This window comes from Streptomyces sp. P9-A2, from assembly GCF_036634175.1.
Classification (GTDB): Bacteria; Actinomycetota; Actinomycetes; order Streptomycetales; family Streptomycetaceae; genus Streptomyces; species Streptomyces pratens.
In genome coordinates this window covers 56108-72043 of record NZ_JAZIFX010000001.1, presented here as the reverse complement: position 1 = coordinate 72043, position 15936 = coordinate 56108, and the positions used below count along the sequence as shown (strand labels likewise).

The 15936-nt window shown below is 72.6% G+C and carries 12 protein-coding genes; 11 read left to right on the top strand and 1 reads right to left on the bottom strand.

Features of this window, described 5'->3' with window-relative positions:
- The first annotated feature begins 17 nt into the window (after positions 1–17).
- The 6 genes from V4Y04_RS00315 (at position 18) to V4Y04_RS00290 (ending at position 7974) form a co-directional block, all read left to right on the top strand.
- The gene (locus V4Y04_RS00315; protein ID WP_332424891.1) at positions 18–728 is read left to right on the top strand and encodes an EthD domain-containing protein; all 711 of its coding nucleotides are present in this window, start codon (positions 18–20) and stop codon (positions 726–728) included.
- 152 nt (positions 729–880) lie between these two features.
- Positions 881–2401 carry a class I adenylate-forming enzyme family protein gene (locus V4Y04_RS00310; RefSeq protein WP_332424889.1) on the top strand — a complete coding sequence of 507 codons (1521 nt, stop codon included), beginning with the start codon at positions 881–883 and terminating at the stop codon, positions 2399–2401.
- A gap of 125 nt (positions 2402–2526) precedes the next feature.
- The gene (locus V4Y04_RS00305) at positions 2527–4587 is read left to right on the top strand and encodes an oxidoreductase (protein ID WP_332424887.1); all 2061 of its coding nucleotides are present in this window, start codon (positions 2527–2529) and stop codon (positions 4585–4587) included.
- 17 nt (positions 4588–4604) lie between these two features.
- A complete protein-coding gene (locus tag V4Y04_RS00300; RefSeq protein ID WP_332424885.1) occupies positions 4605–6620 on the top strand; it encodes an oxidoreductase in 2016 nt (671 codons plus the stop codon).
- Positions 6617–7561 carry a hydroxymethylglutaryl-CoA lyase gene (locus tag V4Y04_RS00295; protein ID WP_332424884.1) on the top strand — a complete coding sequence of 315 codons (945 nt, stop codon included), beginning with the start codon at positions 6617–6619 and terminating at the stop codon, positions 7559–7561. Before V4Y04_RS00300 ends, V4Y04_RS00295 begins: the two co-directional genes overlap by 4 nt.
- Positions 7558–7974, top strand: coding sequence for a PPOX class F420-dependent oxidoreductase (locus tag V4Y04_RS00290; RefSeq protein WP_332424883.1), 417 nt, complete (start codon positions 7558–7560; stop codon positions 7972–7974). The genes V4Y04_RS00295 and V4Y04_RS00290 overlap by 4 nt, the downstream gene beginning before the upstream one ends.
- 615 nt (positions 7975–8589) lie before the next feature.
- Here V4Y04_RS00290 and V4Y04_RS00285 read toward each other — a convergent pair.
- Complete coding sequence (locus V4Y04_RS00285; protein WP_332424882.1) at positions 8590–9711, bottom strand: NAD-dependent epimerase/dehydratase family protein; 1122 nt, start codon at positions 9709–9711, stop codon at positions 8590–8592.
- A 72-nt stretch (positions 9712–9783) separates the two neighbouring features.
- Here V4Y04_RS00285 and V4Y04_RS00280 point away from each other — a divergent pair, with 72 nt between their 5' ends.
- The 5 genes from V4Y04_RS00280 (at position 9784) to V4Y04_RS00260 (ending at position 15905) form a co-directional block, all read left to right on the top strand.
- Positions 9784–10962 (top strand): CaiB/BaiF CoA transferase family protein, encoded by a 1179-nt coding sequence (locus V4Y04_RS00280; protein ID WP_332424881.1) that lies wholly within the window; start codon positions 9784–9786, stop codon positions 10960–10962.
- On the top strand, positions 10959–11153 hold the full coding sequence (locus tag V4Y04_RS00275; RefSeq protein WP_332424878.1) for a ferredoxin: 195 nt from the start codon (positions 10959–10961) through the stop codon (positions 11151–11153). The genes V4Y04_RS00280 and V4Y04_RS00275 overlap by 4 nt, the downstream gene beginning before the upstream one ends.
- Positions 11154–11174: 21 nt before the next feature.
- Complete coding sequence (locus tag V4Y04_RS00270) at positions 11175–11684, top strand: MarR family winged helix-turn-helix transcriptional regulator (RefSeq protein WP_332424876.1); 510 nt, start codon at positions 11175–11177, stop codon at positions 11682–11684.
- Positions 11685–11878: 194 nt separating this feature from the next.
- A complete protein-coding gene (locus tag V4Y04_RS00265; RefSeq protein WP_332424875.1) occupies positions 11879–13879 on the top strand; it encodes an alpha-ketoacid dehydrogenase subunit alpha/beta in 2001 nt (666 codons plus the stop codon).
- A gap of 58 nt (positions 13880–13937) precedes the next feature.
- A complete protein-coding gene (locus tag V4Y04_RS00260; protein ID WP_332424873.1) occupies positions 13938–15905 on the top strand; it encodes an oxidoreductase in 1968 nt (655 codons plus the stop codon).
- Positions 15906–15936: the final 31 nt, after the last annotated feature.

The window sequence follows — 15936 nt, the reverse complement described above, 5'->3', positions numbered from 1 at the left end:
CACGTCAGCATCTGCCCATGTCTGACCAGATGACGGCCGATCCGGCCGGTACCACCGTTTCCATGATCAGATCCGTGGCCCCCGTGCGCCGGCGAGCGGACCTCGACTGGGCGGAGTTCTCCCGCCACTGGCGCGAGGAGCACGCGGCGATCGCCTGCGGGCTGCCGGGCATGGTGGGCTACTCGCAGGGTCACGCGATACCTGATGAGCAGCCCGTCGGCCGCCCGCCGGACTGGGAGTACGACGGCGTGCCGCTGGCCTCGTTCCCGGACCTCGCGGCCATCGGCACGCTCCGCGCGCACCCGGACTACCTCGGCCGTGCCGTGCCGGACGAGGCGCTGTTCACCGACCGGTCCAGCATGACCGCGGTGCTGCTGGCGCACTGCTTCGGTGAGGCGCCGGAGCACCCTACGCCCGGAGGGCGCACGCTGATGGTGTTCGCCCGTACGGGCGCCGCGGGCGAGCCGGCCGGCCGGGCGCTGGCCGGATCCCTGGGTGCCCTGCCGGGGGCGGGCTCGGCGCTGGGGCACCGCTGGAGCGCGGCGCTGGACGCCGACCCCGGACTCTCGCCGCGCGGTGCGGCGGACCGGCCGTACGACGGGCTGCTGGAGGTCTGGTTCCCTTCCGCCGCCCCGGCCACCCGGGCCGCGCAGGCGGTGGCGGACGGTCCGGCGCTCCTGCCGTTCCAGGTGTTCTGTCTGGTGGTCCGGGAGGAACGGGTGGTCTGACCTGCGGATCCCACGGACAGTGGAAGCGCCGTCACTGCCATTGACCCCATAATCAGATGCTGTTAGGTTTTCGCCCGTTCGGCCACGTGACCGAGGGCGTACGACGGCTAGGGATGCCGCACCCCACTTCGATCACCAGCTAGGGAGCACGAGTGGTCACTCATCTGACGGACTGGGTCACTTACAACGCGCGCCGCCACGGGCCCGAGATCGCGGTAGAAAGCCTCGACTCCGGCCGGCAACTCACCTGGAGCGAGTTCGAGGACCGGGTCGCCCGGCTCTCTTCGGTCCTGGTCGACCTCGGCGTTCGGCGCGGTGACCGGGTAGGACTGATCGCGGACGACGACTGGCGGGTCCTGGCCCTGCAGTTCGCCTGTATCCGCACCGGCGCGGTCTTCGTGCCGTTCAACTGGCGGCTGACGGTCGACGAGATCGCCGTGCTCTGCGAGGACGCCGACCTCGCCCTGCTCATCCACGACGCGACCTGGCAGGACACCGCCACCACGCTCGGCGAGAAGCTCGGCCTGCCGCTGGCGGGCTGGGAGTGCACCGACGTCCGCAACGACATCGACGCGGCGATGGACCGGGCGGCTCCGATCAGCGGCACCGGCCCGTACCCGGGCGACCGGACCGCCCAGATCCTCTACACCTCCGGCACCACCGGTCTGCCCAAGGGCGCCCTCATCACGCTCGGCGGGCTGGCCTGGCACGCGCTGAACGTCCAGCACGACATGTGCATCGGCAGCCCGCCCGCCCGCTACCTCAGCGCGCTGCCGCTCTTCCACGCGGCCGGCCTCAACGCGATCGTCAACCCGACGCTCATGGCCGGCGGCCGGATCAGCGTCATGCGCCGCTTCGACCCGGCCCGGGTCGCCGAACTGCTCGGCGACAGCAGCCACGGATTCACGAATTTCAACGCCGCACCGGTGATGTACCGGATGGTGATGGAGCAGGCTTCCGACTCGGCCGACTTCTCCCACATCCGGGCCGGCATGGTCGGCGGCGGCGCGATCCCGGCGGACGTCGGTGCCTACTTCAGCGAGCACGGCCTCGAACTGCAGGCCGGCTGGGGCGCCACCGAGATGGGGCCCAGCATGACCCTGATGCCGAAGGGGTCGCGGGTGGAGAAGGCGCACACGGTCGGGATGCCCGTCCAGCACGTCCAGATCCGTGTCGTCGACCCCATCACCCTCGAGGACGTCACCCCGGGCGAGATCGGCGAGGCATGGGTGCGGGGCCCCTCCATCTCCCCCGGATACTGGCGCCGCGACCCCGAGAACGACGAGGCGACCGCCACGGGCTGGTTCAAGAGCGGTGACGCCGTCTCGATCGGCGAGGACGGTTTCGTTGCCCTGCGGGGCCGCTTCAAGGACATGTACAAATCCGGCGGCGAGAACGTCTTCTGCGCCGAGGTCGAGCGGGTCATCTCCAGCCACCACGACGTGCAGGACGCGGCGGTCGTCGGGATGCCGCACGAGAAGTGGGGCGAGGTCGGCTACGCGGTGGTCGTGCCCGAGGGGGGCCGCACGGTCGACGAGTCCGACCTGATCGCCCACGTGGCCTCGCGCCTGGCCAAGTACAAGGTGCCGACGAAGGTGGTCGTCGTCGACGACTTCCCGCGCAACGTGACCGGCAAGATCCAGAAGAACGTGCTGCGCGACATGCTCGGCTGACACCCGGGCAACCCCCCTATCCCAGACGCGGTCCGGACCGCAGCGACCGGACCGCGGGAACACCACAGGAACTCAGTAGGCACACGCACCACACCACAGCAGGACCCGGCACGAGAGGGACGTACGTGAGCGCCGAGCAACTTCACGAGCAGGCCGAGCGGGCCGAGCGGGAACTGGACCTGGTCTGGCAGCCGCTCACGATCAAGAACGTCACGCTGCGCAACCGCATCGTCCGGTCCGCGCACGGCACCGGCTTCGCCCGCGGCCCGGTGACGGAGACCCTGAAGGCCTACCACATGGAGCGCGCCCGGGGCGGCGTCGCGCTCAGCTTCGGCGAGGGCGGTCAGGTCCACTGGAGCTCACCGGGCTTCCTGGACCTGACCACCGACGACATCATCGAGGGCCTCGCCGACCTGGCGTCGTCCGTGCGGGCCGAGGGCATGAAGCTGTTCCAGCAGCTCATGCACGGCGGCCCCACGCTCTACGCGCACGACGGCTCGGCCCCCTGGGCGGCCTCCGCGGTGCCGGACCCGGTCCTGGGCCTGGTGCCGCACCCGATGACCAAGAACATGATCGACGAGGTCGTCGAGGGCTTTGCCGCCGCGGCGGGCCGGGTCCGGCAGGCCGGCCTCGACGGCGTCGAACTGCACGGCGGGCACAGCTACCTCTTCAGCTCCTTCCTCTCCCCGGCCACCAACCACCGCACCGACGAGTACGGCGGATCCCTGGAGAACCGTTCACGGATCCTCGTCGAGGCACTGCGCGCGGTCCGGGACCGGGTCGGCCCCGACTTCGTCGTCGGCGTACGGCTCTCGCCCGACGGCGCCGACCACATGACCACGGGCGACGACATCCGGAAGGTGATCGGGCGGCTGGAGGCCGAGGGGCTGGTCGACTACCTCAACGTCTCCTACGGCAGCCACTACCGCCGCTCCAAGCTGATCGGCGTCACCCGCGAACCGCGGAACTACATGGTCCGGCAGGCCACCGGGGAGATCACCCGGCAGGCCACGCTCCCCACCATGGTCACCGGCCGCGTCCTGTCCCTGCACGACGCCGAGGAGATCCTGCGCAACGGTGAGGCCGACATGGTCTCCATGGTGCGCGCGCTCATCGCCGACCCGCACCTGGTCAGGAAGACGCAGGAGGGACGCACCGAGGAGATCCGCCCCTGCATCTCCTGCAACCAGGCCTGCGCCGGCGGCCTCACCAGCCGCGGCCTGATGGGCTGCGTCGTCAACCCCGCCTGCGGTCACGAGAGCAGGCGCGGCGACCCTGTGCTCACCATCAGCCCGCGCCGCCGCACCGTCCTGGTCATCGGCGGCGGCCCGGCCGGCCTGGAAGCCGCCCGTTCCTGCGCGCTGGCCGGTCACCGGGTCGTCCTGCACGAACGGGCCGACCGGCTGGGCGGACAGCTCAGGCTGATCGAGAAGTCCCCGTCCCGCTCCGACGTGGCCTCGCTGCTGCCCTACTACGAGTCGGAGCTGGCCCGCCTCGGCGTCGAGGTCGTCCTGAACTCCGCGCTCGACTCCCGCGAGGCGGTGGACGCCATCGGCGCCGACCGCGTCGTCGTCGCGACCGGAGCCACCCCCCGCCACGACGGCTTCCAGGCCTGGCGGCCCGCCGACGCCCCGGCGGGTCTGGCCGGGGTCGACGTGCTGACCGGCTGGGACGTCCTGAACGGCGCCGAGATCACCGGGCCGGTGCTCCTCGTCGACGAGCTCGGGCACTACGAGGGCATCGACGTCGCCGACACCCTCGTCCTGGCCGGCCACCGGGTGCACCACGTCACCCGCTTCTCCAACCTCGCCGCCAATATCCCGGTCGCCTACGACTACGCCGCCGGCCCGCACGCCGAGGAACTGTACAAGGGCGACTATGAGCTGCACACGCGCACTCTCGTGCACGGCGTCGAACCGGGCAGGGCCACCGTCGCACCGATCGTCGCCCCGAACCGGATCCAGGAACTGCAGGTGAACACCTTCGTGTTCATGTCCGGCGCGGTGCCCGACCACGCCCTGACGGCCGAGCTCGAGGACATCCCCGAGCTGTACGTCATCGGCGACGCGCGCGGTCCGCGCACCCTGGAACCGGCGATCACCGAGGGCTCGCTGGCGGCGGCCCGGTTCGAGGACGGCTGGCAGCGCGCGACGTGGGTGCGCTACTCCGGCGGAAGCTCCGTCTGAGGAAGAGGAAGGGCATCATGGCACTCGAGCACGTGCTCTCGCCGCTCCGCCTCGGGCCGCTGACGGTCCGCAACCGGGTCGCGACGACGGCCCACATGACCGGGTACGCCGAGGACGGGCTGGTCTCCGACACCCTCGTCGCGTACCTGACCGCCCGGGCGCGCGGCGGCGTCGGCCTGCTGATCACCGAGGCCGGCGCCGTGCACCCGACGTACCGGCCCGCGTCGTTCCGGCTCCACCGGGACGACGTAGGACCCGGTCTGGCGCGGCTCGCCGCGGCCGTGCACGAGGAGGGGGCCGTGTTGATCGGGCAGGCCAACCACGGCGGGGCGGCCTCACCGCCCCTGCCCGACGGCCGCCCGGCGTTCTCCGCCTCCGACAACGACGGTCTCAACGGCGCCCCGGCCCGGGCCATGACGCACGCCGAGATCGAGGAGATCCAGGACGCCTTCGTGCACGCCGCGCAGGTGATGTCGGACGCGGGGCTCGACGGCTGCGAGGTGCACGGCGCCCACCACTACCTGGTCAACCACTTCCTCTCACCGCTCTACAACCGGCGCGAGGATCGCTACGGCGGCAGCTTCGGCAACCGGCTGCGCTTCCTCGCCGAGATCCTGGAGGGGATGCGGTCCGCGACCCGGCCGGGATTCGTGCTGGGCGTGCGGCTGAGCGCGGACATCGGTCCGGGCGGCATCGACTCCGAGGCGATGCTCGCGATCGGCCGGGCCCTGCAGGACCAGGGCCTGGTCGACTTCGTCGGGTTCTCGCTCGGCGGCCGGACCCCCGAGGCCTTCCCGCTGATGACCGGTGGCATGGACCAGCCGGCCGGCTACGAACTGCCCTGGAACGAACTGCCCTCGCGCGGCCTGACCCTGCCCACCCTGGTCACCGGGCGCTACCGCACCCTGGAACAGGCCGACGAGGCCGTCGCCTCGGGCGCCGCCGACCTGATCGGCATGACCCGGGCGCACATCGCCGACCCCGAACTGATCCGCAAGACGATGTCCGGCCGGGCCGCCCGGGTGCGGCCCTGCATCGGCTGCAACGAGTGCCAGCGCTCGATCATCACCGAGGGCTCGATCCGATGCGCCGTCAACCCCGCCCTGCCCGGCGCCGGCACCACGACCGACCTGCCGCACCCCACCCGGCGGGCCCGCCGGGTGACCGTCGTCGGCGGCGGCCCGGCCGGTCTGGAGGCCGCCCGTGCGGCGGCCCTGGCCGGGCACACCGTGACCCTGTTCGAGGAGACCGGGGAACTGGGCGGCCTCGCCCGCCGGGCGGCGCTGGCCATGCCGAACGCGCCGGGCATGCTCGACGCGATCGCCTGGTCCGAACGGGAGGTGCGCGGCGCGGGCGTCGACGTACGGCTCGGCACCCGCGCGGACGCCGAGGCGGTGCTCGCCACCGTGCCCGACGTGGTCGTCGCGGCCACCGGATCGGTGCCCCGGCCCGGCGCCCGTCAGACGGCGCGGCCCGGTGCGGCCGTGCCGGGAGCGGACCTGCCGCACGTGGTGACCTCGCGGGACGCCCTCACGCTGACCACCGTCCCCGCGGCGGCGGTCGTGGTCGACGAGATCGGTGAGTACGAGGCGCTCGGCGTGGCCGAACTGCTCGTCGAGGCGGGCGCGCACGTCACCTTCGTCACCCCGTTCGCCTCCGTCGGACTGCCCGCGGAGGCGACCGGACGCCCCGCGACGGCGCTCGGCCGGCTGCGCGCCCACGGCAGGTTCACGGCACTGCCGCTGTCCATGGTCGCCGCGGTCACCCCGGCCTCCGTCGACGTGGAGGACCTCCTCGGGCACACGGTGTCCACGCACGAGGCGGATCTGGTGGTCATGGTGACCCGCGCGGCGCCGTCCCGGCCCGACTGGGCCGGGGACCTCGGGGTCCCGGTGGAGTACGTCGGTGACGCGGTCCTCCCGCGGTCCTACCGGACCGCCGTACGGGAGGGGTACCTCGCGGCGACGCGGATCGAGCAGCTCAGCGGCACGGCACGTCCGGCGCGGGGCGCGACAGCGGAGGTGAGGGCATGACGAAGCCGTCGGGCACCACGAGTGCGGCGCGGGAGACGGCCGGGCAGGTCCAGGTGGTCGAGGTCGGCCCCCGGGACGGCCTGCAGAACGAGGCGACGATCCTCGCCACCGAGGACAAGGTCCGCTTCATCGAACTGGCGATCGCGGCCGGGGTGCGCCGGATGGAGGCCGTCAGTTTCGTCCGCCCGGACGCCGTGCCGCAGATGGCCGACGCCGAGAAGGTGATGGAGCGGGTGCCCCGGCGCGACGACGTGTCGTACATCGGGCTGGTGCTCAACCGGCGTGGCTTCCTGCGCGCCCTGGACTCCGGCGTCGACGAGATCAACCTGGTCGTCGCCGCCAGCGACTCCTTCAACCTGCGCAACCAGAACGCCGGCACCGACGCCCTCGCCGCCATGGTGGAGGAGGTCCTGGAACTCGCCGCCTCGGCCGGGATGCCGGCGTCGGTGACGATCGCGACCGCGTTCGGCTGCCCCTTCGAGGGCGAGGTGGCGCCCGATACGGTCGCCGGTCTCGTCGCCCGGGCCTCGGCGGCCGGCGCCCGCGAGATCGCGCTCGCCGACACCATCGGGGTGGGCGTGCCGCGCCAGGTGCGCGAACTCTTCGGCACCGCCCGCACGCTGACCGACGTCCCGCTGCGCGCGCACTTCCATAACACCCGCAACACCGGCTACGCCAACGCCGTGACCGCACTGGACCTCGGGGTGAACATCCTCGACTCGAGCATCGGCGGCATCGGCGGCTGCCCCTTCGCGCCGCGAGCGACGGGCAACATCGCCACCGAGGACCTCGTCTACACCCTCGACCGCTCGGGTGTCACCACCGGCCTGTCCGTCCCGGCGCTGGTCGACGCCGCCGCCTTCATCGGCGGGAAGCTCGGCAAGGAAGTCCCCTCGATGGTGTCCAAGGCGGGCGGCTTCCCGCAGAAGGAGGCGTCATGACGTCCGACCGGCCCCGGGTCCCGGCCACTCACCAGGACCTCACCAAGGCGATGACCGCCACCCTGTCCACCATCGGCCCGGACGGGCTCCCACAGGTCACGGCCATCGCCTTCCACTACGACGAGGGCGACGGACTCTTCCGCATCTCGCTCAACGACTCCCGGCAGAAGGCCCGCAACCTGCGGCGGAACCCGCTGGCCACCCTGTTCGTCATGGACCCCGAGAACAGGTTCCGGACGCTGGAGATCCGCGCCGACGTCCAGCTCGAACCCGATGCCGACTTCTCGTTCGCCGCCGAGGCGGGGGCGAAGTACGGCCACGACTTCCACGACCACGACCTGCCGGGCCAGACCCGCAGCAAGGTCACCTTTCACCCGCGCCGGATCGTCGCGACGGATCTGACGCCGGGCTGAGCCCGGCCCGGCCGGTATACGCCGGGTCCCGGGGTGACGCGGAGTCCGGCCCGCGGTCGCCCCGGGGCCCGGTCTTCGCGTATCGCCGGTTCGGGCGGGGGATCCTGCCCCTCGCCGCCGCGAGGCCCGGCGTTCTGTGCGTCTCCGGGCCCGGGGGTGGGTCCTGCCGGTCACGCAGGGGCTCGGCCGCGGGTCCTGCCGACGGCCCGGGACCCGGTTCTCATGTATCGCCGACTCGGTCGGGGATCCTGCCCCTTGTGGCCTTGTGGCCTTGTGGCCTGGTTCGGCGCCGCGTGCGTCTCCGGGCCGGGGTGGGTGGGGTCCTGTCCGTCGCTGCCAGGCCTGGGTGCGGGTCCCACGCCTCGGCCGACGGCTCAGGCGGGGTCGTGCCCGAGCCACTCCGGAGCCCTGGCTGCTTGTTCATCTCACCCGCACCGGGCGGTGCTACCCCTTGCGTCCCCGGGCCCTGCCCCGCCTTCTGCCGACGGTGTCCCGGGCGTGGATTCTGCCCCGTCGCCGCCCGGGCCCGGATTCAGGTCCGCGGTCGCCCGGCCCGGCGCCGCGCATGACTCCGGCGGCTCCCCGGGCACCGGGAAGCCGCCGGAGGACCCTCGGTCAGCGACCGCGAGCGTCCGCCCGGAGGGACGGCACACGGGGGTGCGGCATCGGGTGGGCCATGTCGACGGGGGTGTCCGGCGCCTGCCGGCGGACGAGGTCGCGGGCCTGGTCCCAGGCGGCCAGCAGCCGGTCCTCCATCGCGTAGTCGAACCGGGCGTTGTACGTCGGGTAGTCCTCGGCGGTGACGGGGTTCTCGGCCAGCCAGGCGACGGTCTCGGCGAGGGCGTCCGCGGCCGTGACGACCTCGCGGTAGCCCAGCAGCCGCTTGGCGCGCGAGGCGTCGACGAGGACGTGCGGGCGGGCCGTGGGGGAGAGCAGCTCACCCATGGCGGAGGGGGCGAGTTCGGACGGGATGCCGACGAACTCCAGCTCCGCGCCGAGCAGCATGGCGATGCTCTCCGCCCACTGGCGGGTGGTCTGCTGGTCGTCGTCGGCGACGTTGAACGCCTCGCCGGCGGAGGCCGGGTTGCCGACCGCGGACAGCAGCACCTCGGCGGCGTTGCGCGCGGCGCACCGGGTCACGATCCACAGCCCGGCGTCGGGCAGGATCATCCGGCGCCTGCCGTCCGCGATCCGCTTCATCACGGCCCACTCCCACGGCACGATGTTGCGCGGCCCGTAGATCTGGGAGTAGCGGACCATGGTGGCGGCGTACGCGCCCTCGGCGCCGAGCCGGAACACCTCCCGCTCGGCGGCCACCATCTTCGCGGCGAAGGGCGCCACCGGCTCGTAGGCGTCAGCGAGGGTGCCGTCCTCGCGGGCGAGCAGCCGCATGCCGTAGGGCCGGGTGGCCTCCGGCTCGAAGAAGCCGCGGTAGACGGGGACGCCGCCGACGCCGATGAACTGCCCGCACTTCCCGGCGAACGCCTGCGCGACCGTCCTGAGCCGTCCGTAGGTGGCCAGGACGACGTCCCAGGTGCGGGAGCCGATCGCCGCGTCCAGCGTCTCGCGGAAGTGCGGGTCGGCGTGGAGGTGGCGGACGTCGGGCAGGTCCGGCGGTTCGTGGACCCCGCGGTGCAGGATCTCGACGTCGTACCCGCGCTCCAACAGGCCCGTGATCAGGTGCGGCCCGCTCGGACCGGTGCCGCCGACGACGAGTGCGGTAGGGGAGGACTTCATAACCATACGTTAATTGGTTTACGCTGTCGGTGCCACTGATCCCCCGCATCGGTGCTGACCGCAGGAGGAGCCATGCCCGGACCGCTGAGCGGGCTGTCGATCGTCGAACTGGGCGGTCTCGGCCCGAGCGCCTTCGCCACCATGCTGATGGCCGACCTCGGCGCGGACGTGATCCGCGTCGACCGGGCGCGGGCCGCGCACGGCGGGGTCGAGGCCGCCGCCGAGCCCAGGTTCGACCTGCTCAACCGCGGCAAGCGGTCCCTCGCCCTGGACCTGAAGAAGCCCGAGGCGGTGGAGATCGTCCTCCGGCTCGCCGAACGGGCCGACGCCCTGACCGAGCCCTTCCGGCCCGGCGTCGCCGAGCGGCTCGGACTCGGCCCGGACGTCTGCCTGGCCCGCAACCCCAGGCTGGTGTACGCCAGGATGACCGGCTGGGGCCAGGAGGGCCCGCTGTCCGCGACCGCCGGCCACGACATCAACTACATCGCCCTCACCGGAGCGCTGCACGGCATCGGCGGCGCCGGCGGACCGCCGCAGATCCCGGTCAACTACGTGGGAGACTTCGGCGGCGGCGCCACCTACCTCGTCATCGGACTCCTCGCCGCGCTGCGGGAGACCGCGGTCAGCGGCACCGGGCAGGTCGTCGACGCCGCGATCGTCGACGGCGTCTCCCACCTGCTGTCCAGCACCCACGCGATGTACGCCGGGGGCATGTGGCAGGACCGCCGCGGGGTGAACGTCCTCGACGGGGGCGCGCCCTTCTACTCCGTCTACGAGTGCTCCGACGGCGGATACGTCGCCGTCGGCGCGGGCGAGGGGAAGTTCTACGCGGAGCTGCTGCGCCGGCTCGGCCTCGACGACGACCCGCGTCACCAGCTCGACGAGTCCCGCTGGCCGGACCTGCGCCGCCGGATGGCCGCCGTCTTCGCCACCCGCACCCGTGACGCGTGGGCGGCGGAGTTCGAGCGGACCGACTGCTGCGTGACCCCGGTCCTCGGTCTCACCGAGGCCGCCGACCACCCGCACATCAGGTCCCGGCGGTCGCTGCGCAGGCACGACGGCGTCCTCCAGGCGGGTACGGCACCCCGGTTCTCGGGCTCCGAGCCGCACGAGCCGACGCCGCCGCCGCTGCCCGGACAGCACAGCCACGACATCCTCACCTCCCTCGGGCTCGACGCCGCCCGGCTCGTCGAGACGGGCGTGGTGAGCGCAGGCCCCGCAGCGCAGGACCCGACGAAGGAGCACCGATGACCAGAGCAGTGATCGACACGAGCAAGTGTGTGGGCCACGGCCAGTGCGCGATGATGGCGCCCGACGTGTTCGACCTCGACGCGGGCGGCTACGCCGAGACCGTCGTCGCCGAGCTGACCGGCGACCAGCGCCGGGACGCCGAGACCGCGGCCATGGCATGTCCCGAGCAGGCCATCCGTCTCGAGGACTGAGTGGGTTCTATCCTTCTCGGCGTGAACTCCCCCGACGGCCAGGCGCAGCCCACCCTCCGAGACGTCCTGCGGGCCCGGCTCGTCGAGCAGGACACCGTCCCGCCCGACGCCGCCGACCGCACCGACCTGGTCTTCAACCTGACCAAGTTCTTCAACCGGCTCGGCCAGGACGCCGAGTCGGTGCACCGCAGACTGGGCTGGAGCTGGGCCGGGTTCCGCTTCATGAACCTGCTGTGGGCCGCCGGACCCCTCGAGGCCCGGCAGCTCACCCGGCTGTCCGGGGCCTCGAGGGCCGCGACCTCGGCCGTCCTGAACACCCTGGAGCGCGACGGACTGATCCGCCGCGACCGCAGCGAGACCGATCGCCGTCAGGTGCTCGTCTCGCTCACCGAGGAGGGCGCCTCCCGGCTGCTGGAGGGCCTGCGCGCCCAGGCCGAGCGGGACAGGGCCTGGTTCGCCGTGCTTTCCCCCGAGGAACAGCGGCAGCTCGGCAGCCTCCTGATACGCCTGGCCGACCAGCCCGCGCCGTGACGCGGGTGCGGGCCGCGCGCGGGCCGGTCCGGCCGGCCGTCGCGCACACGCCGGAAAAGCCCGCAGAAATCCGCGCACACCAGTAACCAATCAATGCTTGTTTAAGGCCCTCGTCCTGTGTCACAGTGAGCCCGATCGCGACTGCGGTCCGCAACCGACGCCGCGATTCGATTCCCGCGAGGACAGGGAGCACGATGACACACGTCCAGGAGAAGCCCCGTTCGCACCCGAGCCCCGGAGACCGGACGGACCTGGCCCACCTCCACCGCGAGATGCTGCGCATCCGGATGTTCGAGGACCGGGCCGCCGCGCTCTACCGCGACGGCGTGATCCGCGGGTTCGTGCACCTCTCGGTCGGTCAGGAGGCCGTGCCCGTCGGGACCGCGGCGGCACTGCGGCCCGACGACGTCATCACCTCCACCCACCGGGGGCATGGGCACGTACTGGCCAAAGGCCTCGACCTCACCGGAGCCTTCGCCGAACTCTTCGGCCGGGAGACCGGGACCAACCACGGCCGCGGCGGCTCCATGCACATCGCCGACCCGGCACTGGGCATCTTCGGCGCCAACGGCATCGTCGGCGCCGGAGTACCGATCGCGGCCGGAGCCGCCACCGCCGCGCTGCTGCGGCGCGACGGCAAGGTCGCCGTCAGCTACTTCGGCGACGGCGCCACCAGCACCGGCGCCTTCCACGAGGGCGCCACCCTCGCCGGCGACTGGCGGCTGCCGCTGATCCTGCTCTGCGAGAACAACCAGTTCTCCGAGTTCTCCAGCACCCACCTGAAGGCGCCCGGCCTCATGGAGGCCCGCGCCGCCGCCTACGGCATGTCCTTCCACCGTCTCGACGGCAACGACGTGACGGAGATGGCGGACGCCATGGAGGACATCGTGGCGGCGGTACGCCGCGGCGGGGGCCCGGCGTTCGTCGAGGCCGTGACGTTCCGCGCCCGCGGCCACTACGAGGGCGACCCGCTCAAGTACCGCGACAAGGACCTCGCGGCGGCCTGGGCCGAGCGGGACCCGATCCTGCTCGCCGAGGAACGGCTGCGGGCGGGCGGCACGAGCGAGGCCGGCATCGCGGCCGTGCACGCGTCGGTGACCGAGGAGATCGAGCGGGCCGTTCAGGCGGCGAAAGCCGGCCGGGAACCGTCGGCCGGCGACCTCTTCGAGTACATCCGTACGCCCACCAGGACCGTCACCGAGCCCGCGCTGCCCGAGGGCGCCGAACCCGTCCGCTACAGCCGCGCGGTCAAGGCCGCACTGCGCCACGAACTGGAGCACGACCCGTCGGTCTTCGTGGCCGGCATCGACGTCGGCGAGGGCGGCAACGTCTTCGGCCTGACCCGCGGACTGGCCGCCGACTTCCCGGGCCGGGTGCGCGACACCCCGATCGCCGAGAGCGCCATCATCGGGGCGGGCGTGGGCGCCGCCATGGCCGGCATGCGGCCGGTGGTGGAGATCATGTACTCCGACTTCATCGCCGTCTGCCTGGACCAGATCATGAACCAGGCCGCCAAGCTGCGGTACATGACCGGCGGCAAGGTGAGCGTGCCGCTCACCATCCGCACCCAGTTCGGCGCCGGCCGCTCCTCGGGCGCCCAGCACTCCCAGGCGATCGAGGCGCTCCTCGCGCACATCCCCGGCCTCCAGGTCGTGATGCCCTCGACCCCGGCCGACGCCTACGGACTGCTGCGCAGCGCCATCCACGAGGACAGCCCGGTCGTCGTCATCGAGCACCGGCTCCTCTACGAGAAGTCCGGCCCGGGCTTCTCGTCCGACCACGTCGTCCCGATCGGGAAGGCGAAGGTGCTCCGCGAAGGCACCGACGTGACCGTCGTCAGCGTCTCGCGCATGGTGCGCGAGAGCCTCGCCGTCGCCGGGTCGCTGGCCGCCGAGGGCGTCTCGGTCGAGGTCGTCGACCTGCGCACCGTGGCACCCATCGACTGGGAGACCGTCCTCGGCTCCCTCGCGAAGACCAACCGCCTGGTGATCGCGCACGAGGCGGTCCTCGACTTCGGCATCGGCGCCGAGATCGCCGCCCGCGCCGTCGACGAGGGGTTCTGGACGCTCGACGCCCCCGTGGTGCGCGTGGGGGCGCCTTTCAGCCCCGCGCCCTACGCCCCCGCCCTGGAGAAGCAGTGGGTGGTCGGGCAGCGCGACATCGAAGCCGCGATCCGCAGAATCCTCGCCGTCTAGGCCGGTTGGGCCGCTTCGGCCCTCCGGCACACGGCGGGCTTTCCGACAGGAGAGACGCATGACGACCAGCCCGGCCGTTGAGCCGACGTCACCCCGCACGGACGGGAAGTACGCCCGTCTGCTCAGCCCGATGACCCTCCGCGGCCATGTGCTCCGCAACCGGATGATCACCACGGCACACAGCATCATGGCGCCCTGGCACCCGGCCGGCGAAGAAACGACCTACGTCGACTACTGCCGCCGCCGGGCCAGGGGCGGAGCCGCGCTGCTCATCACCCAGCCGGTCAACGTCGAGCCGTTCCACGGCTGGCCGTGGCCGGTGGTCGACCGGCTCAAGCGGCTGGCCGACGCCGTGCACGAGGAGGGCGCGCTGGTCACCCCGCAGGTGGTCAGCTTCGGCCGGCAGATCGGCTCGCACGTGCTGCTCGACGAGCGCGCCGAGTGGTCCTTCAACGGCGGCCAGGACGAGTTCGGTGAGGCCGCCCACCGGATGACCGGCGCCGAGGTGCAGATGACCGTGGACGCCTACGGCCGGATGGCCGAGGTGTTCCGCGAGGCCGGCCTGGACGGGCTCGAACTGCACGGCGCCCACGGCTACCTGCTCCAGCAGTCCTACAGCCCCTGGGGCAACGGCCGCGACGACGAGTGGGGCGAGCAACTGGCCTTCTCCACCGCGGTGCTCGAAGCGGTCCGTTCGGGACTGGGCGAGGACGGGATCCTCGGCTGGCGGATGACGGCCGACGACCATCTGCGCGAGGACGAGAACGGCCTCACCGTGGAGGAGCTCAACGACGTCGCCAGGCGCCTGGTGGACACCGGCCACATCGACTTCATGAACCTCTCCATCGGCACCAAGGCACCGGCGTACTCCCAGCCGTCGGTCGCCTCCTTCCGCTACCCCAAGGGCTACGACCTCGAACTGGCCAAGGGACTGCGGGACGCGGTCGGCGCGCGGGTGGCGGTGGTCGGCGTCGGCGGCATCGTCGACCCGGACATGGCGGAGCGGGCCCTGGAGCACGGCATGTGCGACCTGATCGGCATGACCCGCGGCTTCCTCTCCGACCCGGACATGGGCGTCAAGATCCTGCGTGGCGACGAGGACCGCATCCGTACCTGCGTGCGGGTCGCCGAGTGCAACAGCCGGCGCGTGGACGGCAAGGCCGTGCAGTGCTGGCACAACCCGGAGTTCGGCCGCGAGGCACAGTTCGCCGCCCTGCCGGCGCCGTCGCGGCGCAAGCGCGTCCTCGTCGTGGGCGCCGGAGTCGCCGGCCTCCAGGCCGCCGAGGTGGCGGTCAAGCGGGGCCACGACGTACGGATCGTCGAGGCGTCCGACCGGCCGGGCGGCCGGCTGCGCAACCTGCTGGACACCCGCGCCGCCGAACTGTTCGGCACCGTCGACCACCTGGTGGGCGAACTCCGCCACGAGGGCGTCGAGGTGGAGTACGGACGCCGGCTCACCGCGGCCGACATCCGGGCGGCGGACGTGGACGAGGTCGTCGTGGCCACCGGCGCCGAGCACGACCTGGCCGCCCACGGCCTGGACCGCCCGGGGATCGTCACGGTCGACGACGCGATCGTGCACGGCGTCCCCGAGGGGGCGACCGTACTGGTCGTGGACCGCACCGGGCACAACCCGGCCGGTGTGGCGGTGGAGAAACTGGCGCTGGAGGGCCGCGACGTCGTCTACGTGACGCCGTTCGACCGGCTGGTCACCAACAGCGGTTACAACCACCGGCTCGACTACCAGGACCTCTTCCGCCGGTCGTCGCACATCACGGCGATGACCTTCCGGGACCTCAGGTCGTACGAGGACGGACAGGCCACGCTCATCGACCCCGACGGAGTCGAGAGCGTACTGCCCGGGATCGACGTCGTCGTCGCCGCGGTGCACCCCGTGCCGCGTGACCGGCTGGTCCACGAACTGGAGGCGCTCGGCGTCACCGCGCACACCTGCGGTGACGTGATCGCCCCCCGTGGCGTCACCACCGCCACCCGCGAAGCGACCCTGCTCGCACAGACGTTCTGAGTACGGCGGGCCGGGCCGCGACCCGGCGGCC

Excerpts from the sequence above, each read along its gene's own strand:
- V4Y04_RS00260 (WP_332424873.1), top strand. The coding sequence starts at position 13,938 with ATGACGACCAGCCCGGCCGTTGAGCCGACGTCACCCCGCACGGACGGG.
- V4Y04_RS00280 (WP_332424881.1), top strand. The coding sequence starts at position 9,784 with ATGCCCGGACCGCTGAGCGGGCTGTCGATCGTCGAACTGGGCGGTCTC.
- V4Y04_RS00290 (WP_332424883.1), top strand. The coding sequence starts at position 7,558 with ATGACGTCCGACCGGCCCCGGGTCCCGGCCACTCACCAGGACCTCACC.
- V4Y04_RS00285 (WP_332424882.1), bottom strand. The coding sequence starts at position 9,711 with ATGAAGTCCTCCCCTACCGCACTCGTCGTCGGCGGCACCGGTCCGAGC.
- V4Y04_RS00300 (WP_332424885.1), top strand. The coding sequence starts at position 4,605 with ATGGCACTCGAGCACGTGCTCTCGCCGCTCCGCCTCGGGCCGCTGACG.
- V4Y04_RS00295 (WP_332424884.1), top strand. The coding sequence starts at position 6,617 with ATGACGAAGCCGTCGGGCACCACGAGTGCGGCGCGGGAGACGGCCGGG.
- V4Y04_RS00275 (WP_332424878.1), top strand. The coding sequence starts at position 10,959 with ATGACCAGAGCAGTGATCGACACGAGCAAGTGTGTGGGCCACGGCCAG.
- V4Y04_RS00315 (WP_332424891.1), top strand. The coding sequence starts at position 18 with ATGTCTGACCAGATGACGGCCGATCCGGCCGGTACCACCGTTTCCATG.
- V4Y04_RS00265 (WP_332424875.1), top strand. The coding sequence starts at position 11,879 with ATGACACACGTCCAGGAGAAGCCCCGTTCGCACCCGAGCCCCGGAGAC.